21 protein-coding genes are annotated in these 22,145 nt (G+C 62.3%); 10 read left to right on the forward strand and 11 right to left on the reverse strand.

The window, feature by feature from the left end:
- Window positions 1–2,541: coiled-coil domain-containing protein (locus IQ26_RS01990; protein ID WP_476738617.1), on the reverse strand; the 2,541-nt coding region annotated here is incomplete at its 3' end.
- Window positions 2,542–2,814: 273 nt separating this feature from the next.
- Here IQ26_RS01990 and IQ26_RS01995 point away from each other — a divergent pair.
- From IQ26_RS01995 to IQ26_RS02005, 3 genes are all read left to right on the forward strand, one after another.
- Complete coding sequence (locus IQ26_RS01995) at window positions 2,815–3,183, forward strand: Hpt domain-containing protein (protein WP_145712442.1); 369 nt, start codon at window positions 2,815–2,817, stop codon at window positions 3,181–3,183.
- A gap of 99 nt (window positions 3,184–3,282) precedes the next feature.
- Entirely contained in the window at window positions 3,283–3,603 is a 321-nt protein-coding gene (locus IQ26_RS02000; RefSeq protein ID WP_006334837.1) for a 2Fe-2S iron-sulfur cluster-binding protein, read from the forward strand.
- A 204-nt stretch (window positions 3,604–3,807) separates the two neighbouring features.
- Complete coding sequence (locus IQ26_RS02005) at window positions 3,808–4,836, forward strand: NAD(P)/FAD-dependent oxidoreductase (RefSeq protein WP_145712449.1); 1,029 nt, start codon at window positions 3,808–3,810, stop codon at window positions 4,834–4,836.
- Between the two features lie 29 nt (window positions 4,837–4,865).
- Here IQ26_RS02005 and IQ26_RS02010 read toward each other — a convergent pair whose 3' ends face one another.
- A complete protein-coding gene (locus tag IQ26_RS02010; protein WP_145712455.1) occupies window positions 4,866–6,350 on the reverse strand; it encodes an MDR family MFS transporter in 1,485 nt (494 codons plus the stop codon).
- Window positions 6,351–6,626: 276 nt separating this feature from the next.
- Window positions 6,627–7,244 (reverse strand): DUF922 domain-containing Zn-dependent protease, encoded by a 618-nt coding sequence (locus tag IQ26_RS02015; protein ID WP_162457843.1) that lies wholly within the window; start codon window positions 7,242–7,244, stop codon window positions 6,627–6,629.
- Window positions 7,245–7,328: 84 nt separating this feature from the next.
- Here IQ26_RS02015 and folP point away from each other — a divergent pair, with 84 nt between their 5' ends.
- The 3 genes from folP to folK all read left to right on the forward strand — a co-directional run bounded on the left by folP (window position 7,329) and on the right by folK (window position 9,175).
- The gene (folP, locus tag IQ26_RS02020; protein WP_145712461.1) at window positions 7,329–8,171 is read left to right on the forward strand and encodes a dihydropteroate synthase; all 843 of its coding nucleotides are present in this window, start codon (window positions 7,329–7,331) and stop codon (window positions 8,169–8,171) included.
- A gap of 148 nt (window positions 8,172–8,319) precedes the next feature.
- Complete coding sequence (gene folB / locus IQ26_RS02025) at window positions 8,320–8,679, forward strand: dihydroneopterin aldolase (RefSeq protein ID WP_126041829.1); 360 nt, start codon at window positions 8,320–8,322, stop codon at window positions 8,677–8,679.
- The gene (gene folK, locus IQ26_RS02030; protein ID WP_145712464.1) at window positions 8,663–9,175 is read left to right on the forward strand and encodes a 2-amino-4-hydroxy-6-hydroxymethyldihydropteridine diphosphokinase; all 513 of its coding nucleotides are present in this window, start codon (window positions 8,663–8,665) and stop codon (window positions 9,173–9,175) included. Before folB ends, folK begins: the two co-directional genes overlap by 17 nt.
- 48 nt (window positions 9,176–9,223) lie before the next feature.
- Here the strand turns inward: folK and IQ26_RS02035 are convergent, their stop codons facing one another.
- The 6 genes from IQ26_RS02035 to IQ26_RS02060 all read right to left on the reverse strand — a co-directional run bounded on the left by IQ26_RS02035 (window position 9,224) and on the right by IQ26_RS02060 (window position 15,838).
- Complete coding sequence (locus IQ26_RS02035; protein WP_145712467.1) at window positions 9,224–9,769, reverse strand: DUF924 family protein; 546 nt, start codon at window positions 9,767–9,769, stop codon at window positions 9,224–9,226.
- Window positions 9,770–9,783: 14 nt separating this feature from the next.
- Window positions 9,784–11,619: a monovalent cation:proton antiporter-2 (CPA2) family protein gene (locus tag IQ26_RS02040; RefSeq protein ID WP_145712470.1), complete on the reverse strand. Its 1,836-nt coding sequence runs from the start codon at window positions 11,617–11,619 to the stop codon at window positions 9,784–9,786.
- 257 nt (window positions 11,620–11,876) lie between these two features.
- A complete protein-coding gene (locus IQ26_RS02045) occupies window positions 11,877–12,431 on the reverse strand; it encodes a hypothetical protein (protein ID WP_145712473.1) in 555 nt (184 codons plus the stop codon).
- Window positions 12,432–12,609: 178 nt separating this feature from the next.
- A complete protein-coding gene (locus IQ26_RS02050) occupies window positions 12,610–13,698 on the reverse strand; it encodes a YcjF family protein (protein ID WP_145712476.1) in 1,089 nt (362 codons plus the stop codon).
- A complete protein-coding gene (locus tag IQ26_RS02055; protein ID WP_145712480.1) occupies window positions 13,695–15,173 on the reverse strand; it encodes a YcjX family GTP-binding protein in 1,479 nt (492 codons plus the stop codon). The genes IQ26_RS02050 and IQ26_RS02055 overlap by 4 nt, the downstream gene beginning before the upstream one ends.
- A gap of 161 nt (window positions 15,174–15,334) precedes the next feature.
- Window positions 15,335–15,838 carry a SixA phosphatase family protein gene (locus IQ26_RS02060; RefSeq protein WP_145712483.1) on the reverse strand — a complete coding sequence of 168 codons (504 nt, stop codon included), beginning with the start codon at window positions 15,836–15,838 and terminating at the stop codon, window positions 15,335–15,337.
- Window positions 15,839–16,102: 264 nt separating this feature from the next.
- Between IQ26_RS02060 and dksA the strand changes: the two genes are divergently transcribed.
- The gene (gene dksA, locus IQ26_RS02065; protein WP_023717816.1) at window positions 16,103–16,519 is read left to right on the forward strand and encodes an RNA polymerase-binding protein DksA; all 417 of its coding nucleotides are present in this window, start codon (window positions 16,103–16,105) and stop codon (window positions 16,517–16,519) included.
- 95 nt (window positions 16,520–16,614) lie between these two features.
- On the opposite strand, the gene IQ26_RS02070 is transcribed toward dksA, so the two are convergent.
- A complete protein-coding gene (locus tag IQ26_RS02070; RefSeq protein WP_162457851.1) occupies window positions 16,615–17,361 on the reverse strand; it encodes a flagellar biosynthetic protein FliO in 747 nt (248 codons plus the stop codon).
- A gap of 373 nt (window positions 17,362–17,734) precedes the next feature.
- On the opposite strand from IQ26_RS02070, the gene cckA reads away from it, so the two are divergent.
- Entirely contained in the window at window positions 17,735–20,305 is a 2,571-nt protein-coding gene (gene cckA / locus IQ26_RS02075) for a cell cycle histidine kinase CckA (RefSeq protein WP_145712486.1), read from the forward strand.
- 85 nt (window positions 20,306–20,390) lie between these two features.
- On the forward strand, window positions 20,391–21,101 hold the full coding sequence (locus IQ26_RS02080) for a purine-nucleoside phosphorylase (RefSeq protein ID WP_145712489.1): 711 nt from the start codon (window positions 20,391–20,393) through the stop codon (window positions 21,099–21,101).
- On the opposite strand, the gene IQ26_RS02085 is transcribed toward IQ26_RS02080, so the two are convergent.
- Complete coding sequence (locus IQ26_RS02085) at window positions 21,098–21,403, reverse strand: ribbon-helix-helix domain-containing protein (RefSeq protein WP_145712491.1); 306 nt, start codon at window positions 21,401–21,403, stop codon at window positions 21,098–21,100. The two genes, IQ26_RS02080 and IQ26_RS02085, sit on opposite strands and share 4 nt — an antisense overlap.
- Before the next feature lie 281 nt (window positions 21,404–21,684).
- Here IQ26_RS02085 and IQ26_RS02090 point away from each other — a divergent pair, with 281 nt between their 5' ends.
- The gene (locus IQ26_RS02090) at window positions 21,685–22,080 is read left to right on the forward strand and encodes a VOC family protein (RefSeq protein WP_145712495.1); all 396 of its coding nucleotides are present in this window, start codon (window positions 21,685–21,687) and stop codon (window positions 22,078–22,080) included.
- Window positions 22,081–22,145: the final 65 nt, after the last annotated feature.

Raw genomic sequence — 22,145 nt, forward strand, 5'->3', positions numbered from 1 at the left:
ACGGTCTTCCGCCAGCTTTTCGGACTGGCCTGATATGACGTCCTTGATCGTGTTGAGATCGGATTCCAGCGCGCGCTTGAGAATGTCGCGGCCTTCGGCCAGCTTCTCGACCTGGCCGGCGACCAGCCCGTCGATGCTCGACCGGCTTTCGGCCAGTTTGGCGAGGTCGTCCTCGAGCGTCTGCGAAAGCAGGCTGCGATCGCTGGCGAGCCTGTCTGAATGGTCCTCGACCAGGCCTCTGATGCCGGACAGGTCTCCTTCGAGCGAACGCGACAGCTCGGCGCGGTCTTCCGCCAGCTTGGCGGAATGGTTCTCGATGAGACCCCTGATGCCGACAATGTCGGTTTCCAGCGCCTTGGCGAGTATGGCGCGACCTTCGGCGATCTTCTCGACCTGACCGGCGACCAGGCCGTCGATGCTGGCGCGGCTGTCGGCCAGCTTGCCGAGATCGGCCTCGAGGGCACGCGAAAGAATGCTGCGGCCTTCGGCCAGCTTGCCAACATGACCGGCAACCATTTCGTCAATGATCGTACGGGCTTGTACAAGTTTTCCGGAGTCTTCGTTCAAGGCCTGTGAAAGCCTGTTGCGGCCCTCTTCGAGCCTTTCGAGATGGCTGCCCAGCGAAGCATCGATGGCGGCGCGCGACTCGTTGACCTTGCGCAGATCCTCTTCGAGAGCGCGCGCGATCAGGCTGCGGCCTTCGGCAAGCTTCTGCACCTGGTCGGTGACAGCTGCGTCGATACCTTCACGGTTTTCGGCGAATTTCTCAAGATCGGCCTGCATTGCGGCCGCCATGCGATCGCGGCTTTCGGAGAGCTTGCGGCTGTGGTTCTCGACGGCTTCCTCGATGCCGACGCGGGCATCGGCAAGCCGCTGGATATCGGCGTCGAAGGAGCGCGACACCACGTGACGGGCCGCTTCCATGCGCCCGGCGAAATCGCCGGCGCGCGCCTCAAGCATGGACGAGGTCGACGAAACGATGTCGGCCATGTCGGCGCCGATCTGGGTCTTGCCCTGATCGATCATCGCCGACAGCGTCTCCTTGCTTTCCTGGAAGGTATGGGCGATTTCGCGCGCGCGCTCGACCAGGGTCTCGTTGATCTGGCGCGCGCGGGCTTCGAGCGCGGCGTTGAGCTTCTGCGTGCCGGTGTCCAGCGCTTCGGCGCGAGTCTGGAATTCACCAATCAACGCCTGGCCGCGTTCGGCCAGCGTCCGCTCGATGCCGTCGAGGCTGGCTTCAAATTCGGAGTTGAGCGTGCGCGCGGCGCCGCCGAGCAGCGACACCATGCCGGAGGTCCGATCGTCGAGCAGATCGGTCAATGACCGGGTGAGGCCGTCGGTCGTGTCCGTCAGCTTGGCGATGCGCGTGTCGAGAAGGCTGGCGAAGGCTTCGCCGGAGGTCGACAGGCGGTCCGTGATCGTATCGAGTCGGCCTTCCACCGAATCGAAGATCGACATCGAGCTTTCGTTGATCCTGTCGATCAGCGTGTCGCCGGAATTGTTGATGGTCATCGACAGGTTGGTCGACGCGTTGAGGATGCTGTCGCGAATGATGTCGCTGGCAGCCCCGATTTCGTCCTTCAGCGTCGCATGCGCGCTGGTGATAGAGGCGCGCACGCGCTCGGCGTGGGTGACAACCGCTTCGCGCTCGCTGCCCAGCCCGTCGACCAGCGATCGGATACGGGATTCATTCTCCGAATAGGAGCGTTCGATCTGGTTCACCTCGCTATGGACCAGGGTTTCGAGCTCGACTGCACGCGCAAGCGTGCGCTCGATGCCTTCACCCATGGCCGCCACCTCGCGGCGAACCGCTTGCCCGATCATCATGACGCGATCCTGGGCGATGTTTTCCGGCTCGGTCAGGCGGAAAGCCACTTCCGTCATCGACTGAGCGGCGATGCGCATTTCCTGCGCGCGGCGAATCATGGCTGCAAACGCCCAGAAAAGGAGGACGGGCAGGAGCGTAGCGACCGCCAGGCCGATCAGTTCGGGACGGGCGAAAAACTGGTCGGGCGTGCGGATTTGCCAGATGCCTGGTCCAAACAGCAGATTGGCCAATGCACCGGCGCCCGCGATCCAGACCAGCGAAACGAGCGCCACGACCCAGTAGATCGTATTCGAGGCACGCCGATTGAGAGTGTGCAGCAGCGTCTTGTAATCTTTTGGACGAGGATCATTGGCTGGTGTGAAACCGGCCGGTTGCGAGCCGTTGCGCGTTTCCACAGGGCGCAGTTCAGCCGGCTTGGCCTTTGCCGCGGGCTTTGCTTTCTGGTCCTGGTTGGCGACAGGCTCGGCCGTCTGGCCCAGGTTGGCGACAGGCTCCGCCTTCTGGCTTTGGTCGGCGACGGGCTCGGCATTCTGGTTGCGGCCTTCGCGTGCCAATTCGTCGGCAGCCTGCGATATCTGCGCTTCCAGATCTTCCATCGACGCGGCGATATCAAGGTCGCCGGCATCGCCGCTCAGATCGATATCAAGTGCCTTTTCGAGTTCCTTGGCTACGTCGCTGTCAAGCGTTCTTGAAGTCGTTGTTTTCTTCGCCATGCCTTCGCTACCCTGTACAAGCTGCCGCGGGACTTATGGATTCTGCTTTTCGTGTCCCACGCAGGAGGCTGAAAATGGACCTGTCGTATCGTAATGACACACCGGGGTAAAGAAAACATGCATTCGGCGCGATACGTAAAACTTTAAATATAAGGTTAACGAAACTGTGATTCCGGCGCCGTTATCGCAACATTTTTCCGGGCCAATCATTAACCCGTTGTCCACAGGATGCGCCTATTTTTTTCGGCGGTCGAAGAACGGAGTTGCAGATTCATGCGTGGCGAAAACGGCATTGCCTTCTCGATGCCTGGCGGCGACGTGTCGGGAACCGCCGGGTCGCGGCCGGTGGATCTGGCGCATCTCGCGCGCCAGACGATGGGCGACCGCAGCCTCGAGCAGGAGGTGCTGGCGCTGTTCGTGCAGCAGGCGCTGTCCGTTCGCGACAGGATCGTCGACGCTGATGTGAAGCAACGACTGCTCCTGGCGCACGGGCTGAAAGGCTCGGCGCGCGGCGTCGGCGCCTTCGCCATTGCCGATTGCGCCAGCGCGATCGAACGTCAGCCTGAAGACACCAATACCCTCAAGCGGCTTGGCTCCCTGATCGAGGAAGTCCGCGATTTCGTCGCCGCCATCAGCCGTTAAACCCATTTCCGAAAAAACGGCATAGAGCGCCGCTTTCGCGCCGCAGTTGACTTGTCTGCCGGAGTGATTATCTCGGCTGGGACTCCCTTCAGGTGACAAATGACCAAGCTGACATTCATCGCCCATGACGGCACACATTTTGACGTGGATGCCGAAAACGGCTCGACCGTCATGGAGAACGCGATCCGCAACGCCGTGCCGGGGATCGAGGCCGAGTGCGGTGGCGCCTGTGCCTGCGCGACCTGCCACGTCTATGTCGACGAGGCATGGACGGCGGAGGTCGGCGAGCCGGAGGCAATGGAAGAGGACATGCTGGACTTCGCCTACGACGTCCAGCCGAACTCGCGGCTCTCCTGTCAGATCAAGGTGCGTGACGCTCTCGACGGCCTGGTTGTACGCGTGCCAGCCCGCCAAGGCTGAAGCGTGAAGGCTGAAGCCCGGGTTTATAGCCGATTTTTGCGGCCCCGGCTTGGCAGCGGGCCAATGGTCATGCAGTGTCGCGCCGTTACAGCGCCGCGCGTCCTCTTGGGGGCGCAAGGGACGCTGTAGCACTGTGATCTGGCGCTTGGTCCCCGGCGAAAATCGATTCCGATCTTCGCGGTCATGCGCATCGAAGGCGCATTCATGACCGATATCACCAGGACGGATGTACTCATTGTCGGGGCGGGGCCCGTCGGGCTGTTCGCCGTATTCGAGCTCGGCCTCTTCGACATGAAGTGCCATTTGATCGACATACTCGACCGGCCGGGCGGGCAATGCGCCGAACTCTATCCGGAAAAGCCGATCTACGACATTCCGGGCTGGCCATCGATCTCGGCGCAGGGCCTGGTCGACAAGCTGCTCGAGCAGATTGCGCCGTTCAAGCCCGACTTCACCTTCAACCGCATGGTCTCAAGCCTCGAAAAGCTCGAGGACGGCAGCTTTCGCGTCATCACCGACGAGAACGAGGTGTTCGAAGCCAAGGTTGTGGTGATCGCCGCCGGCGGCGGCTCGTTCCAGCCGAAGCGGCCACCGATCCCGGGCATCGAGCTCTACGAAGGCAAGAGCGTCTTCTACTCGGTTCGCCGCATGGAGGAATTCCGCGGCCACGACCTCATCATCGTCGGCGGCGGCGATTCGGCGCTCGACTGGACGCTGAACCTGCAGCCGGTGGCCAAAAGCGTGACGCTGGTCCACCGGCGTCCGGAATTCCGCGCGGCGCCCGACAGCGTCAACAAGATGTACGCCATGCAGGAGATGAAGGAACTGGAATTCAAGGTCGGCCAGGTGGCGGGACTGACCGGCGTCGACGGTCAGCTGTCCTCGGCGACCATCAAGGGCACCAGCGGCGATATCGAGGTGCCGTGCACGCGCATGCTGCCGTTCTTCGGGCTGACCATGAAGCTCGGACCGATCGCCGAATGGGGGCTCAATCTTCACGAGAACATGATCTCCGTCGACACCGAGAAATTCCAGACGTCGGTGCCGGGCATCTTCGCCGTCGGCGACATCAACTGGTACCCCGGCAAGCTGAAGCTGATCCTGTCGGGCTTCCATGAGGTCGCGCTGATGGCGCAGGCGGCCAAGCGCATCATCAGCCCCGGCGAACGCATCGTATTCCAGTACACGACCTCATCGACCAGCTTGCAGAAGAAGCTCGGCGTCGCCGGCTGACGTTTTCCCTCATTCTAGGAGAGTCGGCTTCACTCCACGAGGATCGGCGCCTCGGTCTCGGCATGGCCGCGCAGCGGCTTCTCCGGCATCAGCCCGAGCGTGACAAGCGATACGAGCAGCGTCGCCGCGGCGGCAAGAAAGATCATCACGAACGGTGTGGCCGACGCGACAGGGCCGGCCGCCTGCGCGCCTTCGCTGGCCAAGGGAAGGCCGTAGCCGAGGGCGACCGCGCCGAGCATGGCGACACCAAGCGCGCTGCCCAGCGAGCGAAGGAAAGCCAGCACGCCGGTCGCGACACCAAGATGCGGGCGGTCGACGGCGTTCTGGACCGCGATGGTGACGACCGGGAACGTCGTCCCGGCACCCAGCCCTACGCAGGTCGTCAGAACCTCGACAACCACCAGCGAGGTGTGTCCGGCGACAAGGCCGAGCAGGCCGAGGCAGGCTATGGCGAAGATCGTTCCTACCAGCGCGATCCGCTTGTAATGAACGAAGCGCGGTATCATGCGGCCGCTGAATGTCGCGCCGGCGACGGTGCCGAGCAACAGCCCGAGCATCGCGATGCCCGAATTGCTGGCCGAGAGACCAAGGATCGACTGCAGGTAGACGGGCAGATAGACCGCCAGGCCGACATTGGCGGCCTGCAGCAGGAACATCGACAGTGTGCCGGCAAGCACGATCGGATTGCCGAGCACTTCGAGCGAGATCAGCGGTTCGGCCGCGCGCATGAGCCGCAGCGCAAAGACGCCGCTAAAGACAGCCGAGCAGGCGAGCAGTCCGAGGATTTCGCGCGACGTCCATGGATAGGCGCTGCCGCCCCAATTCAGTGCAAGAAGCAATAGCGCGGTGGCCACGACAAGAAGCAGCGCGCCGAGGCCGTCGACACTGTGATGCTTTGCGGCAACCGGCAGCTTCTTGAGCGGCTTGTTGATGATCGCCATCGCCAGAAGGCCGAGCGGGATGTTGATCCAGAAGATCAGCGACCAGTGCAGATGTTCGGCGAAAGAGCCGCCGAGCAGCGGCCCGGCGATGCTGGCAACCGCCCAAGTGCCCGCGATCCAGGCGGCGTAACGTGCCCGTTCGCGCGGTGGAACGAGGTCGCCGATCACGGTTTGCGTCAGGGCGAACAAGCCGCCACCGCCGGCCCCCTGGATAGCCCGTCCAACGACCAGGACGAGCATGTTGGGAGCCATGGCGCTGACAAGCGATCCGGCGAGAAAGATGAGGATTGCCGCATAGACGGTCGACCGGCGGCCGTAGACGTCGGAGATCTTGCCGTAGAGCGGCGCCGTGGCGGTCGCGGTCAGAAGATAGCCGGTCACGATCCACGGCAGATATTCGGCATGCCCGAGTAAACGCGCGATGGTCGGCATTGCCGGCGCGACAATGGTCTGGTCGAGCGCCGCCAGCAGCATCGACAACAGCACGCCGCCGATGATGGCGTTCTTTTCGCGTTCCGTCAGCGGCGACGCCTCTACCGGCGCCGTGGCCGCTTCGCTGACAGCTTCGTCCATCGATCCACTCCGTCCGCCGCTGGCGACACTGCTTCCAGAGGGAGAGCCGAGGCCGTCCGTCTAAGCGCCGGTGACGGGGACAGCCGGAAATCGGACCCTCTGAATTGGGCTGTGGACCTCGTTGGGGCAACGGGGCTTCGAATCCCGCCAGGCGGGATCGCCGGACTACCGACCGGCATGCGTTTCGTATAACAGCGGCGTGGCAATAGCAGGCGATTCCGGACGTGTCGAGGCGAAGGCTCTGCCAGTGTCTAAATCGTTACCGTCCGGCTCAAGCTAACCCGGCAGCCGACCGTTCTCGATGCGCTCCATGCGATAGCGCAGCAGCCGCTGCATGCGGCTTTCGAAATTGATGGTTTCGATGCGATCGAATTGCACCTGGGCCCGGTCGTGCTTGGCAAGAATAGCGGCGGTGATCTTCGCGGCCTTGGCCTTGGCCACTTCGCAGGTCTTCTGCGGGTAAGTCGCCTTCAGCGCATCCTCGAGTTCGCGGGCATGGTTCTTGGCGATCTCGACATGGCGGTCCTCATGTCGCTTGATGTCGGCGGACAATGTGTTCCAAAACAGCCTTACGCCCGCATCGGCTTTGCGCGGGCGGCGCCACTCGGGAAGGATCACCTTGACCTTGACGGTTACGTTGGCGTCGGCAATCCGACAGGAATTCGATTTTTCCGCATAGCTGACGCGGGTGGTGAACGCCATCTGGGTGGCGCCTGGGTGCCGCATCCCGGTGCTTTTCACCTGGGGTCCGCGTTTCGTAAGCTGGGTTCCGATATCATCGAGCGTCCTGCCGCCGATGCTGAAGTAGCTGTAGGTCTTAACCAGGTTAGCCGCACTCGCCGGCAGGACGGCAAATGCGAGCATCAGAGCGTAGAGCAAGGGTCGTTTCGTCATGTTGCCTCTTCGCCCACCTTGCTTTACGGCCGTTGCCGACGCAACGGAATTGATCTCTGGCGGATCATACATGGTTGATCGACAATGACGACAGGGCAATGGCAGTTGGCGCATGGGCGTCATCTCGACCTTGGCTGCAAGGCCGTGATCGTGGGTATCCTCAATGTCACGCCGGACAGTTTCTCCGACGGCGGGCAGTTTGCAGCGCCCGAACAGGCAGTGGCCCAGGCGCGCCGGATGGTGGAAGAGGGGGCCTCCGTCATCGATGTCGGCGGAGAATCGACACGCCCGGGTGCGTCTGGGGTAACCATCGAGGAAGAGCAGGCCCGCGTGTTGCCCGTCATCGAGGCGCTCGCCAGGCTTGGCGAGACGCTGATTTCGGTCGACACCTATCATGAGGATACCGCCCGGCTTGCCGTCGCCGCCGGCGCCCATATCGTCAACGATGTCTGGGGCCTGCAGCGCGAACCAGGAATTGCTCGCGTCGCGGCCGAAACCGGTGCCGGGCTTGTCATCATGCACACGGGGCGTGATCGGCAAAAACTGCCCGACGTGATCGAGGATCAGTTTTTCTTCTTGAGGAAGTCGCTGGAAATCGCCCGCCGGAGCGGCGTTGCCGATGACCAGATCGTGCTCGATCCGGGCTTTGGCTTCGCCAAGGAGACAGCCGAGGAGAACCTCGACCTGATGGCACGGTTTTCCGAACTCGGCGCCTTGGGCTTTCCGCTGATGGCGGGCACATCGCGAAAGCGCTTCATCGGCGCCGTCACCGGCCGCGACGCCTCGACCAGGAGTGCTGGAACGGCGGCGACGAGCGTCATCCTGAGGCTCAAGGGCGCGCAGCTTTTTCGCGTCCATGATGTCGCAATCAATGCGGATGCGCTGGCACTTGCGGATGCTATGCTGGCGCGTGAAACCGCCGCATAGGCTCGAAGTCGGAATCGATTTTTTGCTGCGCCGACCTTCGGTTCGGAATGCGCGATGCGTAGGTTTGATGCGTGGATTTAAAGCGTTAGAGCGTACTTGTGCGTCCGGGTGGACGCACCTCGCTCTAATCGAGCAGGGACGCTGAGCGATGTATGTCATCCGCATGAAGAACTGCGCCTTCTTCGCCCGGCACGGCGTTCTGGATGAGGAGGAGACGCTCGGCCAGCGCTTCTATGTCGACGCTACGCTCACCGTCGAACCCGGCCGCGCGCTGGTCGATGATTCCATCGAGGATACCGTCCACTATGGCGTCGCCTTCGGGGTGATCGAAAAGATCATAACCGGGGAGAGGCGGTTTCTGATAGAAGCGCTGGCGCTGGAAGTGGCCCGGGCGTTGACGGCCCGGTTTCCCCAGATCAAAAGAGCCGAGATCACTGTGCGCAAGCCGAACGCGCCGGTGCCCGGCGTGCTCGATCATGTCGAGGTGACCGTTGTCTGGCCCGAATAACATTGTCTACCTCAGCCTTGGCGGCAATCTCGGCGACCCGGCAAAGTCGATGGGCGCGGCGCTGCGCATGCTGGACGCCGACGAGAACGCGCGCGTCGTCGTCGTCTCTTCGCTTTACCGCACGCCACCCTGGGGCAAGCTAGACCAGCCGAATTTTCTCAATGCGGCTGCCGAAATTTCGACTTCGCTCGCACCACATGCATTGCTCGATCTTTGTCTCGACGTCGAATGCAGACTGAAGCGGGTGCGCGAGGAACGCTGGGGCCCACGCCTGATCGACATCGACATTTTGGTGTTCGGCGATCGGATCATCCACGAAACCGGGCTGGAAGTGCCGCATCCGCGCATGCTGGAGCGCGCCTTTGTTCTGGCGCCGCTGGCCGAGATCGCGCCCGGCCTCACCGTAGGCGGCAGAAGCGTGCCGGAGCGGCTTGCCGCTCTCGACAGCGCCGGCATCGAGCAATTGTCGTCCGGCCGGGATTGGTGGCTGACCTAAAGCATTAGGCCCAAAGCCTGCAATCACTTTTGGGCCGATGCACTGAGCTCAGCCGGAAAATCCGCCACCCTCGAGGAAGACCTGTTCTTCCGGCGTCGTCTCGCGGCCAAGCATCCTGTTTCGATGCGGAAAGCGGCCGAAGCGCTGGATGATCTCCAGGTGCTCGACCGCATATTTCAGATAGGATTGGGCCTTGTTGGTCGTGAGGTCCACCGATTTGAGCTGATCGGCGAGGTCCTCCGAATGCTCATACGGCAAATAGAGGAAGACGCGCAGGTCTTCGTCGAGCGCCAGATCCTGGCCGGCGGCGATCGCCTTTTCGGCAAAATGCCGTGCCAACGGGTCGGTGGCGTACATATGGCCGGTGCCGCGAAAGCAGTTTCGCGGGAACTGGTCGAGCAGGATCATCAGCGCCAGTGAGCCTTCGGCATACTCCGACCAGTCGTCGCATTCACGCCGCGCGGCGGCGTAATGCAGATCGAGAAACCGGTTGCGGAACTCCGCGTCGAAGGCGTCATTCTTCTCGAACCATGCATCCTTCCCGGCGTCACGCCAGAATTGGGTGACTGAAAAGGCTCGGCTGTCCATGTCCATCAGTGATTCCTCGGTCAGTCCGCAGATTCGGATTTATGCAGCACGCCGGCAGTCTCTTCGTTGAGCGCCTGGCCGGTGCGGCGTGGCGGGGTGAGCGGTGTCGGGATGGGCGTGCCGATGTTGCCCTTGAGGAAGCGTTGTCCGGCGCGAATGCCTTCGGCAAGCTGCATTTCGAAGCGGGCAGTGTCGCGGCGACGGACGTCCTCGATCACTTCGGCGACCTCTTCCGGGTCGATGCCCAGGGCTTCGAGGGTGGAACCGCCGAAAACGAGGGCTGATTCGAAGGTTTCCCGAAGCTGGAAATCGACGCCCGCACGAATCAATTGCAGCGCGGTGCCGCGATCGAAGGCTCTTGCCAGCACCGTGAGCAAGGGGAACTCTCCCTTGATGAGTTCGGCGATGCGGATGGCGACATCAGCCTTGTCGACGCATATCAGCACGGCGCGCGCGCGGCCGGCACCCGCGGCATGGAGAATGTCCAGCCGCGTGCCGTCGCCATAGTAGACCTTGAAGCCGAAATCGGCGGCCGCCTGGATCATTTCGACGTCATTGTCGATGATCGAGACGTCGATCCCACGCAACAGCAGCGGTTGGCTGGCGATCTGGCCGAACCGACCGAAACCGATGATCAGGACGCTGCCGGAAAGGCCATCGGCGATGTCGACGCCTTCGAGCGACTGCTCGTCGCGCGGGGTCAGATATCGCAGCGCTACGATCGCCAGCGGCGTCAGCACCATGGAGATGATGACGATCGCCGTCAGGGTCGCATTGGCCTGGCTGTCGATGATGCCGACCGCCGCTGCCGCGGAATAGAGAACGAAGGCAAATTCGCCGCCTTGCGCCATGAAGACGGCGCGCTCGAGCGCTTCGCGGTGACCGGTCTTGAGGATGCGGGCAACGAGATAGATGCCAATCGCCTTTATCACCATGTAGGCTACGACGTAGACGGCGACAAGCTGCCAGTTCTCGACGACCACATGCAGGTCGAGTGACATGCCGACCGCAAGGAAGAACAGCCCAAGCAGGACACCGCGGAACGGTTCGACGTCGGCCTCCAGTTGATGGCGGAAAGTGGATTCCGACAACAGCACGCCAGCCAGGAAAGCACCCATCGCCATCGACAGGCCGCTGAGCTGCATGGCAAGCGCCGATCCCAGAACCACCAGAAGGGCGGCCGCGGTCATCACCTCGCGGGCGCGGGCATCCGCCAGGATGCGAAAGAACGGATTGAGCAGATAACGCCCGGCAACCACCAGCCCGACGATGGCCGCAAGGCCGATGCCCACTTCCGTCAACCGGTCCGACAGGCTCATGTCGCCACCGCCCGGCGCCAGGAAGGCGATGAGGGCCAGCAGCGGGACGATCGCCAGATCCTCGAGCAGCAGGATGGAGACGATGCGCTGGCCTTTGGGCGCTGCAATCTCGCCGCGTTCTTCCAGAAGCTGCATGACGATCGCCGTCGAGGTCAGCACGAAGCCGGCGCCGGCGACGAAGGATTGGGAGACCGGAAAACCTCCCGCCAGTCCGACGCCCGTCAGCAACAGCGCGCACACGCCGACCTGCAATGCCCCAAGGCCAAAGATCTCTCGCCTGAGGCCCCATAGCCGCGACGGCTGCATCTCCAACCCGATGATGAACAGGAACATGACGACGCCGAGCTCGGCGACATGAAGAATGGCTTCCGATTCGGAGAAGATGCCGATGCCGAACGGGCCGATCACCACGCCGGCCGCCAGATAGCCAAGGATGGAGCCGAGCCCCATGCGCTTGAAGATCGGCACGGCGACAACACCTGCGGCGAGCAGCGCCACCACGTGGATAAGATCGCTGCCCGCTGCCTCTGCCGCCATGCCTGCCGTTCCGTTCTTTTTTAGGGACCGTTGCTTTAGGGACCGCTGCACGTGCTGCGGCATCGAGCGGCCAAGATAGGGGCTTCGGCGGAGATCGAACAGTCCGAATCCGGAAACTGATGCGGCAGTGTTGCAGGCGCGCCGCACAGCTTCATGCACCAGCCGCATGGCGGCGGCCGAAGCCTGCAAGGCCTACGATGAGCTGACTGCCGCCATCAAGAGCGGAGCATCGAAAAGCGGTGGCCGTTGGAGGCCGCTCAGTTCGGCGCGATGGAGCCGACTTGGAGCGTATCGATCCGCTTCAGCTTCATGCCGATGACCGGCACCAATTGCTGGTCGACGCGCACCGCAACCGTCACCGTCATCGAATTGTCGTTGGGGACAAGAGCTTGCATGACGCCGCGCAACTGGTTGCGGTTGATGGTGAAGACGACCTTGTTGGCGTTGACCACGTTGCCGCCGACGATGTCGAGACCGGAACCGGCGGCACCGCCCATGAAGCTGCCCCTGTAGCCCTCACGGCCCTTGTGCTGGATCGTCGCCGACATCTGCTGGGTGAACATGCCGACCCGACAACCGCCGTCGAGCGACATGCCGATCTTGCCGTCAGGCGTCGAACCGGTGAAATTGCAGGTGAATTTCGTGCCCTTGTATTTGCCGGCGACGATTTCCCCCGGGCCGACCCATTTGCCTTCCACCGATTGAAAGAACTTCTTGTCCCGTTCCGCTGCAAAGGTCTTTTCGACCAGGCCGGCAGTTGTTGAAACCACGACCGCCATGGGCAGGACGCTGGACAAGATCACGCTTTTCATCGACGACACCCGGCAACAAAGAGACTGGTTTGGAACCCGTCCGACCATGAACAAGATTGGTTAATGCTTCGTCACCGCCAGCGCATGACCCCGGAAATCGGAATTGATTTGTGCCGAGAATCAGAGTGCTGCAGCGTCCTTTGCGCGCCCACCGGCACGCGTGCGCCGTAGGCAATTGTCAGGTATCGGAAATGGATGTTTCCTTCTGCTTTTTTGTTGCGAACGACGTCAGAGCAGACAGGAAATCGCCCATGCCGGGCCGTCTCGCTGCGTTGAAGGGCAGGGGCCTTGCGGTTTCCATCGCCGCAATGCCGATGCGCGCCGTCATCATGCCGTTGACGACGCCTTCGCCAAGCTTTGCCGAGAGCCGTGCGGCGAGGCCATGGCCGACGATCTGATGAACGAAACTGTCGCCGACGGCGATCGAGCCAGTCACCGCCAGATGGGCGAGAACGCTGCGCGCCAGCCGAAAGAATCCCAGCGTGCCCGGCCGGCCGCCATAGAGTTCCGACAGGCGGCGAATCAGCCGGCCGGCTTCGAACACGACATAGGCGACGTCGACCAAAGCGCGAGGGCTGACCGCCGTCACCAGCGACACACGCTTTGCCGCTTCGAGGATCATCACCTTGGCGCGCGCATCGAGGGGGCCGAGGATTTCGGTCTCGGCCAGACGCACCAGATTGCCGCTGTCGATGATCTCGTCGCGCAATTCAGCCAGCGAGCGTCTGCCCGCCGCGGTCTCGGGCTTGGCCGCGACAAAGGCGGAGAGTTCGTCGACCACGGCCCGTGCGGCTTTTGGGTCGTCGCGGGCGATGGCGTCGAGTGCCCGTTTCTGCAGCTTCTCGACCTCGGCGAGGCGGGTGATCGCCAGGACCTCGCGGACAAGGATGACCAGAAGCGCCAGCACCGCGATCACGGCCATCGCCGCTGCCAGCCAGCCCAGCCATTCGGAGCGCGCGAACAGATCGCGAATCAGCTGGTCGGTCCAAAGGCCAACTGCCAGCGAAACCAGAACGCCCAGCGCGCCGAAAAGCAGGGTGCCTGATATCGAACGCTTCTGCGGCGCGGTCGCCGGCGGCGGTTCGGCGGCGACGAGGTCGGGCTCGTCGAACACGTCGATCTCGTCGGGCACGACGACCGAGACTTCCGCCTTCACCGCGCGTGGCTTTCGCGCCGACGGGGCGTCGGGCTGGGGCCGGGCTGCCTGTTCCTTTGGCGGGACTTCCGGCTCGATGCGAAATGCTGCCGGCTTGCGGGGCGCGGTCATGCCACATGATCTCCGATCAGGAACTGCAGGGCGCGGTCGAGCCTGATATGCGGCAGCGACAGCGTGACGCCTTCAGCGGTGCGTTCGAGTTTTGGTGGGCGAAAACGCACGAAGCGGATCGCCGGATCTTCATTGCTTTGGCGATGGTCCGGCCCGGAAACGTCGAACACTGCATCAATTTTCTCCGGTAAATCACCGGGAAATATGGCTGTTTCGTTTTTTCCATCAAATGTTTCGCTGTTGATCCTTTCACCTTTCAACGGTGTGCCGATGATGACCGGCAGCGTTTCACGGCCTTGCTTGACCGTGCCTTCCCGAGTCGCGCGCACGGCCGCCAGGGCGACCACGTCGACATCGGCGCCGGTGAAATTCGCCCGCGCCACGGCACGGTCGGCAAGCCGCCGCACGATCGCCTGCAGCCGGTCGTGGCTTTCGTGATGCAGATGGTCCGCCTTCGCCGCCGCCACCAATATGCGGTCGATGCGCCTTGAAAAAAAGTCTGTCAGGAAATTGCCACGGCCGGGGCGGAAACAGGCGAGGATTTCAGTCACCGCACGTTCGAGATCGGCCATCGCGCCGGGGCCTGCGTTCAAGGCCTGCAGGGCGTCGATCAGCACGATCTGACGGTCGAGGCGTGTGATGTGTTCGCGGAAGAACGGCTTTACGACATGCGTCCTGTAGGCCTCGTAGCGCCGCTCCATCATCGCCTGAAGCGACCCGGAACGCGCCCGCCGCTCACTCAGGCCCGGCAAGGGCGCGAAGGTCAGCGCCGGCGAGCCCTCAAGATCGCCGGGCATCAGGAAACGGCCGGGCGGCAAGGTCGAAAGCGCCCGCTCATCGAGCTTGCATGCCTTGAGATAGGCGGCGAAGCTCTCGGCGAGGCGGCGCGCCGTCATCTCGTCGGCGTCCGCATTCGGGTCGACTGCGGCGGAGAGCGCGCGCCATTCCTGCGAAAGGTCGACGCGCACCGGCAGCACGGCCATGTCGAAGGCTTCGCGTGAGAAATCGGCATAGGATTTGCCGAGCAGCGGCAGGTCGAGCAGCCATTCGCCGGGATAGTCGACGATGTCGACCGACAATCTGCCTGATGAAAACATGCGGCTCCAGCCGGAGGCCGATTCATATTCGATGGTGAGCCTCAGTTCGGAAATGGCACGTGTCGAATCCGGCCAGAGGCGGTCGTTGACCAGTGCCGCGACGTGATCCTCGTACTGAAATCGCGGTACGGCGTCATCCGGCTGCTCTTCGAGAAAGGCGCGGGCGATGCGTCCCGATTTCTGCGCCTCGAACAGCGGCAAACGCCCGCCATGGATCAGATTGTGGACAAAGGCCGATATGAAAACCGTCTTGCCTGCGCGGGAAAGGCCGGTAACACCCAGTCGCAGCGATGGCGAGAAAAGCCCTGTAGCGCGCCCCGACAGCGTATCCAGGGCAATCTTCGCCTCGTCGGTGAAAGTGGTCAGCGATGATGCCAAATCAATTCTCTCGGGGCTTCGTACGCTCCGATATAGACGCTGCCGCCTAGTGTGGCGAATCCGAAATTCGCTATACGTCGGAGCAGCTCAGTGAGCGAATTTCGGATTCGTCACACTAGCAAACAATTGATTCTAGTGTGGTTTTTGGTTTGAAGTTGGCGTCAGAGATCGGCAGGTGTCAGGAAAGCTTCGAGATAGCCGGTGTCCTGCGCAGCATCGGCAAGACTGCCGGGAAACCGGACGACCGCAAGGCCGGAGGCCGGGAAGCCGTAGTTCAGCATTCCCCTGGCAGTCTCGTCGCCGTCGCCCGAAAGCGCAATGGCGAGATCTTCTGTCATCGGGTTGTGGCCGATGACGAGCAGCGAGCCTGACCCGCCATTGCCGCGGATGAGGTTGAGATAGCTGGCGGCATCCTCGCTGTAGAGCATGTCCAGGAACAGGACCCGGCCTGTATCGGTGTGGCCGGCCAGACCTTCCAGTGTTTGGCGCGCCCGTTTTGCGTTGGAGCAAAGGGTGAGGTCCGGAATGTAGTCGCGGGCCCGCATGGCCGCGCCAATCGTTTCGGCGTCGGCTAGGCCGGATGCGTCGAGCGGACGATCGAAATCGCGCATGCCCGGCAGGGCCCATCCAGCCTTCGCATGCCTCAGCAGATAAAGCTTGCTCACCGGCCCCTCGCTTGTGCCAAACACCGAAACTCGTCAAAAGGCGCGGCAGGATTAGCCACGAGAAAGGCCTTGTGCACAATGGCCGGCACTCTTCAAGCTCCACGAATCATACACGAATTCGGTTATGCCCTTCACGCAAAAGACGTTGACCATATCCTTCGGCCCGACATTAACAATTGCGTGAAACTGTCACCGATTACGCTTGTGCAGCATTCGGTCCGCGAATATATAGGCGCCAAATTTGGGGCTGTTTGGGTGAGTCGAATGAACGACATCGTTACCGCCGATTACGTACCCTCCGAAGACGAGCCGTTCATGAACGAGCGGCAGAAATCCTACTTTCGTTTGAAACTCGTCACTTGGAAGAACGACATACTGCGCGAAGCGCGCGAAACTCTCGAAATCCTTCAGCAAGAAAACGCCAACCATCCCGATCTCGCCGATCGCGCCTCTTCGGAAACCGACCGCGCCATCGAACTTCGCGCCCGCGATCGCCAGCGAAAACTCATTTCAAAGATCGATTCCGCGCTCCAGCGCCTCGACGAAGGCACTTACGGTTATTGTGAGGAAACCGGCGAGCCCATCGCGCTGAAGCGGCTCGATGCGCGTCCGATCGCGACCTTGTCGATCGAGGCGCAAGAGCGTCACGAGCGCCGCGAGAAGGTCTACCGCGACGACTGAAGCATACGCTAAGCGTCTAAAATACAGCCTAGGAACTTTATCATGGCCGGTTGCGGCCATTTTTTGTTCGATTTTGTTGACGGTTCGCCGGCCGATTATCTTTTCTGGCTGGACAACTCGCCGAGAAGCTTCGTCATCTCGTCATCGAGAGACGGTGGCGTCTTTGCCGCCGGCTTGCTCACCGGCCCGCTGGGGTGCGGGTCGTCGAACGAAACCTCGAGCTCCTTCATCAGCGTATCGTCAAGGGAATCCTGCATTGCCGGGGCATCCTGCCTTGCCGGCGATGGGACGTGTCGAACGGCATTGGCATTCACCGATCCGTAGGTTGGCATCGGCGTGATGGTCGCCGACAGACGGTTTTGCGGTGCCGGCTTCGGCGCTGGCGCCGGTGCCGTCTGATGGGGCCGGACGGGCGTTGGGGCTGCGCTTGCCGGCTGCGGAGGCGGTGCTTGCCTCACCGGCGCGGGGGCGGGTTGAGGTGCGCGCGGCCGGGGCGCCGGCTGATGGCCACCGGTATCTCCGGTCAGCGCAGGACGGCGCAGCGCCGACAGCCTGATGTCGCGTTCGACGACGACGTCGGTCGGGCCGCCGATCAGCAGCAGGTGCTCGATATCGTCACGGCGAACCAGCACCAACCGGCGGTGACTGTCGACAGCGGTGGCGTCCATGACGGCCAGCCGCGTCTTGCGGTTTCTGCCGCCGGCAACGAATGTCCCAAAGGTGAGACTGCGGATCAGCTTGATGATGAGGAGAATAACGACCAGAAGGACCAGCGCGACTAACGTCCACAGGATCGCCGCGGCATAACCAGGACCCGCCCCGCTATCCAGCCACTGCAGCATTGGTGCCCCCAAAAACGGCTTTCGAAGAAGACGCGACACTAGACCTTTGCGGCAGGCCACCGCAAGTTGCCTTTCACGCTTCGCGAACAGCTTGAACACCAGTGTGGTGGGGATTTGAAGTTCCTGCGAATTGAGGGCGTCAGCGTTCCGGAGCTTCGAATCCACCACACCGGATTTTTCAGCAACTTGCTGGTGTGGTGAATCCGAAATTCGCTCCGCGCTGCACCAATGTGATGCGAATTTCGGATTCACCACACGGCGAGCCGAACGGCGTCGTTTTTAGCGGACATTTGCCGCCAAGGCCTTTTCCAGGTCCTGAGAATATGATTCAACCGGGCAGGGGCAAGTACCGGAATTCACGAGCAGGGGGCACATGGCCAAGGAAGCGCGCGGCGATTTCTATCCGGTACCTATCGTTGACCAGAGCACGCGACCGGGTGCGGTCACCCGGCTCATCGTCTTCATCGTCGTCCTGACGGGCGCCGCGGTCGTCTTCGGCCTTTTCCGCGAACGTCTTGGCGATCCATTCCTGCTTGGAATGCTCGGCGTGCTGGCGATGATCGGCGTCGGCTTCCTGTTCGCCACCGCCATCGGCTTCGTGCAGATCACACCGCGCTCGACGAGTGACGAGCTGTCGAAAGCCTTCGTCGATTCAATGTCGCAAGGTCTTCTCGTCACCGACACGAAGGGTCGTGTCGTCTACGCCAATCGGGCCTATGCCGACATGACGGGCGCAGCGTCCGCCGCGGACCTCAAGACGGTCGAAGGGTTGCTGTCCGATGTTCCCGAGGCCTCGGTGACCATATACCGGCTCGCCTCCGGCCTGCGCGACGGCCAGCCCGGCGACGGGGAGTTTCGGCTTGCGCAATCCATTCGACCCGGCGCCGAGCCGGGCGCGCGCTGGTATCGTGCTCGCGCCCGCGCCTTCAGCGTGCCAGGCCAGCGGCTGCCCTTGCTCGCCTGGCAACTTGCCGACGTCTCGGAAGAGCGGGCCGAGCAGGAGCGGTTCTTTCTCGATCTGCAAAAGGCCATCGATCACCTCGACCATGCACCGGCCGGCTTCTTCTCAGCCGACCAGGAAGGCCGCGTCACCTACATCAACGCCACGCTTGCGGAGTGGCTGGGCATCGACCTGACGAGCTTCACGCCTGGCGCCGTCACCCTTCCGGAGATCGTCGCCGGCGACGGCATGGCTCTAGTCCGCTCGGTCAAGGCCGATCCCGGCACCACGCGCAATGCGGTCATCGATCTCGATCTGACGACAGTGAAGGGCGAGGCGCTGCCCGTGCGTTTCATGCATCGGGTTTCGGCCAGCCGCGAGGGCATCAACGGTCCGACACGCACCATCGTGCTCAACCGGACGCAAGGCGAAGACGCTTCCGCCGATCTTCGCGCCTCGGAGATCCGCTTCACCCGTTTCTTCAACTCGACCCCGATGGCAATAGCGGCCGTAGACAGCAGCGGGCGCATCTTGCGCACCAACGCACCTTTCCTGTCGCTGTTTTCCTCCGTCGTTGACGGAGACGCGGTCGATCGGCGCGTGAGGTTGGACACGGTGATCCATGAGCGCGACCGGCCCGCCTTTGCCGTGGCGTTCGAGAAGGCGCGACAACGGCAGGCCGACATCGAACCGATCGATACGCTGCTTCCCGGCAACGAGGAACGGCACATGCGCTTCTACGTCAACGCGGTCGCAGACGGCACCGGCGAAGGCGCCGAAGAATCGGCCATTGTCTACGCCGTCGAGACCACCGAGCAGAAGGCTCTCGAGGGCCAGATGGCGCAAAGCCAGAAGATGCAGGCGGTCGGCCAGCTCGCCGGCGGCATTGCACACGACTTCAACAATGTGCTGACCGCCATCATCATGGCGTCGGACCTTTTGTTGACCAATCATCGCCCGTCCGACCCGTCCTTTCCGGACATCATGAACATCAAGCAGAACGCCAACCGGGCGGCCTCGCTGGTGCGGCAGCTTCTGGCCTTCTCGCGCAAGCAGACGCTGCGGCCGGAAGTGCTCAACCTGACCGACGTGCTTGCCGATCTCCGGATGCTGCTGGCCCGCCTAGTCGGCAACGACATCAAGCTGAAGGTCGATCATGGTCGCGACCTGTGGCCAGTGAAGGTCGACATCGGGCAGTTCGAGCAGGTGGTGGTCAATCTGGCGGTCAATGCGCGCGATGCGATGCCGACCGGCGGCGACCTCACCGTGCGCACCCGGAATGTGACCGCGGAGGAGAGCAAGAGCCTTTCCTACCGCGAACTTGCGCCGGCCGACTATGTGGTGGTCGAAATCGAGGATACCGGCAGCGGCATCGCCCCCGAAGTGCTCAAGAAGATTTTCGAACCCTTCTTCACCACCAAGGAGGTCGGCAAGGGCACCGGCCTCGGCCTGTCCATGGTCTATGGCATCATCAAGCAGACGGGCGGCTTCATCTTCTGCGATTCCGAAGTCGGCAAGGGATCCGTGTTTCGCATCTTCCTGCCGCGATACATTGCAGAGGCGAGACTGGCAGCCGAACCCGGCGAGGCGCCGGCTGCACCGGCAAAGATCGCTGACACGGCCAAGGATTTGTCGGGCTCGGCGACGGTGCTGCTCGTCGAGGACGAGGATGCCGTGCGCATGGGTGGCATGCGGGCGCTGACATCGCGTGGTTACACTGTCCACGAAGCGTCCTCGGGCGTCGAGGCGCTCGAAGTCTTCGAAGCGCTCGGCGGCAAGGTCGACATCGTCGTTTCCGACGTGGTGATGCCTGAAATGGACGGGCCGACGCTGCTTGGCGAATTGCGCAAGCGGCAGCCGGACATCAAATTCGTCTTCGTTTCCGGCTACGCGGAGGATGCGTTCGCCAAAAACCTGCCGGCAGACGCGCATTTCGGTTTCCTGCCGAAGCCGTTTTCGCTCAAGCAACTGGCCACAATCGTCAAGGATGTGCTGGAATCTTAGGATTTGCTAATTCTCGCGCTTGCGTAATGACGTGAGACTGGCATGATTGTGGGGGAAACAGGCGGCGGGTTTTGGGGAGCATGCCGTGACGCCGCACAACGAGGCAGGCAAGGGGGATTATGCCGCAACCGTGCTGTTGCCGGGCGATCCGCAGCGTGCCGAATGGATGGCGGAGACCTTTCTGGAGGCGCCGCGCTGCGTCAACCGTCGCAGGGAGGCCCTCGGTTTTACCGGCCTGTTTCGCGGTGAGCCTATCAGCATCCAGTCCACCGGCATCGGCGTCTCGTCATTCCTGATCTACGCGCATGAGTTGTTGGACTTCCATGGCGTCAGGACACTGATCCGCACGGGCACCTGTGGTGGCCTAACCGCGGCGGCCAAACTGCGCAGCCTCGTGATCTCGCAGTCGGTGCGGGGTGAAAGTGCAGAGAGCGGCCAGGTCTTCGGGCTCTATAGCGCTGACGCCGGCCCGGATCCGGCGCTGTTTGCCCGAGCGTTGGCCAAGGCTGCCGAGTTAGGCGTCGAACATCAGGTCGGGCTGACGGCCTGCAGCGATATATTCTATCATCCTGAGGGACGTGCCCGCTTTGCCGATGCGCAGGCCCACGGCGCACTCGCCGTCGATATGGAGACCAGCGCGCTCTATCGCATCGCGGCGCATTTCGGCGCCCGCGCGCTGTCGATCCTGACCGTCGTCGACAATGTGGTGACCGGCGAGCAGACCGACTATTCCGAACGCCAGGCGCTTTTCACCGACATGACCCGGCTCGCGCTCGATGTCGCGAGCGAAAGTTAAGCGGCTTGCCGCTTCTGGGCCGCGTGTTCTTCGATGCCCGGCCGATGGCCGCGCAGATAGAGGGCACAGGTCGTGCGCAACATCGACGCGAAGTTCGGAATCTGGCCATTGATCTCGATAGCCTCGTCATAGAGCTTCGAGATGAATTTCGGCGTCGTCAAACCCTGGCTGTCGGCGATCTCGTCGAGCAAGGCCCAGAACGTCGCCTCGAGCTGGATGCTGGTCGAGTGCCCGTCGATGCGGATCGATCGGTTGATCTGTCGATAGCCCTCCGGATCCTGCCCGGCAAAAACCCTGCACATCGTTACCTCCCGTTCTATTAGTCCTGGCCGTTCTTATTGGTCTTGGCCGTTCTTTGTTGATTTTGGGCGCAAAACAGCAGCGATTCGCGCCTTTGAGCAATGCCTATCGTGTCCAATTATCTTCGGCTGGAAAGCGGAAAACAGCAATCGGACTTTCGTCCTTAGGCGGTCTCCTATCCCATTGTTAGATTTGCGCGTGGTAATCGGCTGCCACCACCTTTTGTCGCGACCCGCGCATAATCACGCCGACGCGCATAAGCGCTGCTGCAACGGAGTGTCATTTGGCAAAGGCGATCCACACCATGATCCGGGTCCTGGACGAGGTCCGGTCCGTTGACTTCTACCGGAGAGCCTTTGCGCTGGACGTTGCCGAACGGCTCGATTTCGAAACCTTTACACTCGTCTATTTGAGCAATGCCGACGCGGAGTTCGAAGTCGAGCTCACCGTCAACAAGGGCCGGCAGGAGCCTTATGCGCTCGGCGACGGCTACGGCCACCTCGCGGTTTCGGTCGCCGATCTGGACAGCGAACACGACCGGCTTGGCGCGCTTGGCCTGAACCCGAAGAAGATCGTCGAGTTCAACCGCGACGGAGCACTGCTCGCGCGCTTCTTCTTCATCGAGGATCCCGACGGCTACAAGATCGAGGTTCTGCAGCGCCAGGGCCGGTTCAAATAGGGGAGATTACGGCCGCGCCAGCCAGCGCAGCGCCAGCCACGGCACCTTCGGGTGCATATAGCAAA

This window comes from Mesorhizobium tianshanense, assembly GCF_007830515.1.
GTDB classification, from domain to species: domain Bacteria; phylum Pseudomonadota; class Alphaproteobacteria; order Rhizobiales; family Rhizobiaceae; genus Mesorhizobium; species Mesorhizobium tianshanense.

Bases quoted from the DNA above. Each gene is read 5' to 3' on its own strand.
- IQ26_RS01995 (WP_145712442.1), top strand. From the start codon at position 2,815: ATGCGTGGCGAAAACGGCATTGCCTTCTCGATGCCTGGCGGCGACGTG.
- IQ26_RS02000 (WP_006334837.1), top strand. From the start codon at position 3,283: ATGACCAAGCTGACATTCATCGCCCATGACGGCACACATTTTGACGTG.
- IQ26_RS02005 (WP_145712449.1), top strand. From the start codon at position 3,808: ATGACCGATATCACCAGGACGGATGTACTCATTGTCGGGGCGGGGCCC.
- IQ26_RS02010 (WP_145712455.1), bottom strand. From the start codon at position 6,350: ATGGACGAAGCTGTCAGCGAAGCGGCCACGGCGCCGGTAGAGGCGTCG.
- IQ26_RS02015 (WP_162457843.1), bottom strand. From the start codon at position 7,244: ATGACGAAACGACCCTTGCTCTACGCTCTGATGCTCGCATTTGCCGTC.
- folP (WP_145712461.1), top strand. From the start codon at position 7,329: ATGACGACAGGGCAATGGCAGTTGGCGCATGGGCGTCATCTCGACCTT.
- folB (WP_126041829.1), top strand. From the start codon at position 8,320: ATGTATGTCATCCGCATGAAGAACTGCGCCTTCTTCGCCCGGCACGGC.
- IQ26_RS02035 (WP_145712467.1), bottom strand. From the start codon at position 9,769: ATGGACATGGACAGCCGAGCCTTTTCAGTCACCCAATTCTGGCGTGAC.
- IQ26_RS02040 (WP_145712470.1), bottom strand. From the start codon at position 11,619: ATGGCGGCAGAGGCAGCGGGCAGCGATCTTATCCACGTGGTGGCGCTG.
- IQ26_RS02045 (WP_145712473.1), bottom strand. From the start codon at position 12,431: ATGAAAAGCGTGATCTTGTCCAGCGTCCTGCCCATGGCGGTCGTGGTT.
- IQ26_RS02050 (WP_145712476.1), bottom strand. From the start codon at position 13,698: ATGACCGCGCCCCGCAAGCCGGCAGCATTTCGCATCGAGCCGGAAGTC.
- dksA (WP_023717816.1), top strand. From the start codon at position 16,103: ATGAACGACATCGTTACCGCCGATTACGTACCCTCCGAAGACGAGCCG.
- IQ26_RS02070 (WP_162457851.1), bottom strand. From the start codon at position 17,361: ATGCTGCAGTGGCTGGATAGCGGGGCGGGTCCTGGTTATGCCGCGGCG.
- cckA (WP_145712486.1), top strand. From the start codon at position 17,735: ATGGCCAAGGAAGCGCGCGGCGATTTCTATCCGGTACCTATCGTTGAC.
- IQ26_RS02085 (WP_145712491.1), bottom strand. From the start codon at position 21,403: ATGTGCAGGGTTTTTGCCGGGCAGGATCCGGAGGGCTATCGACAGATC.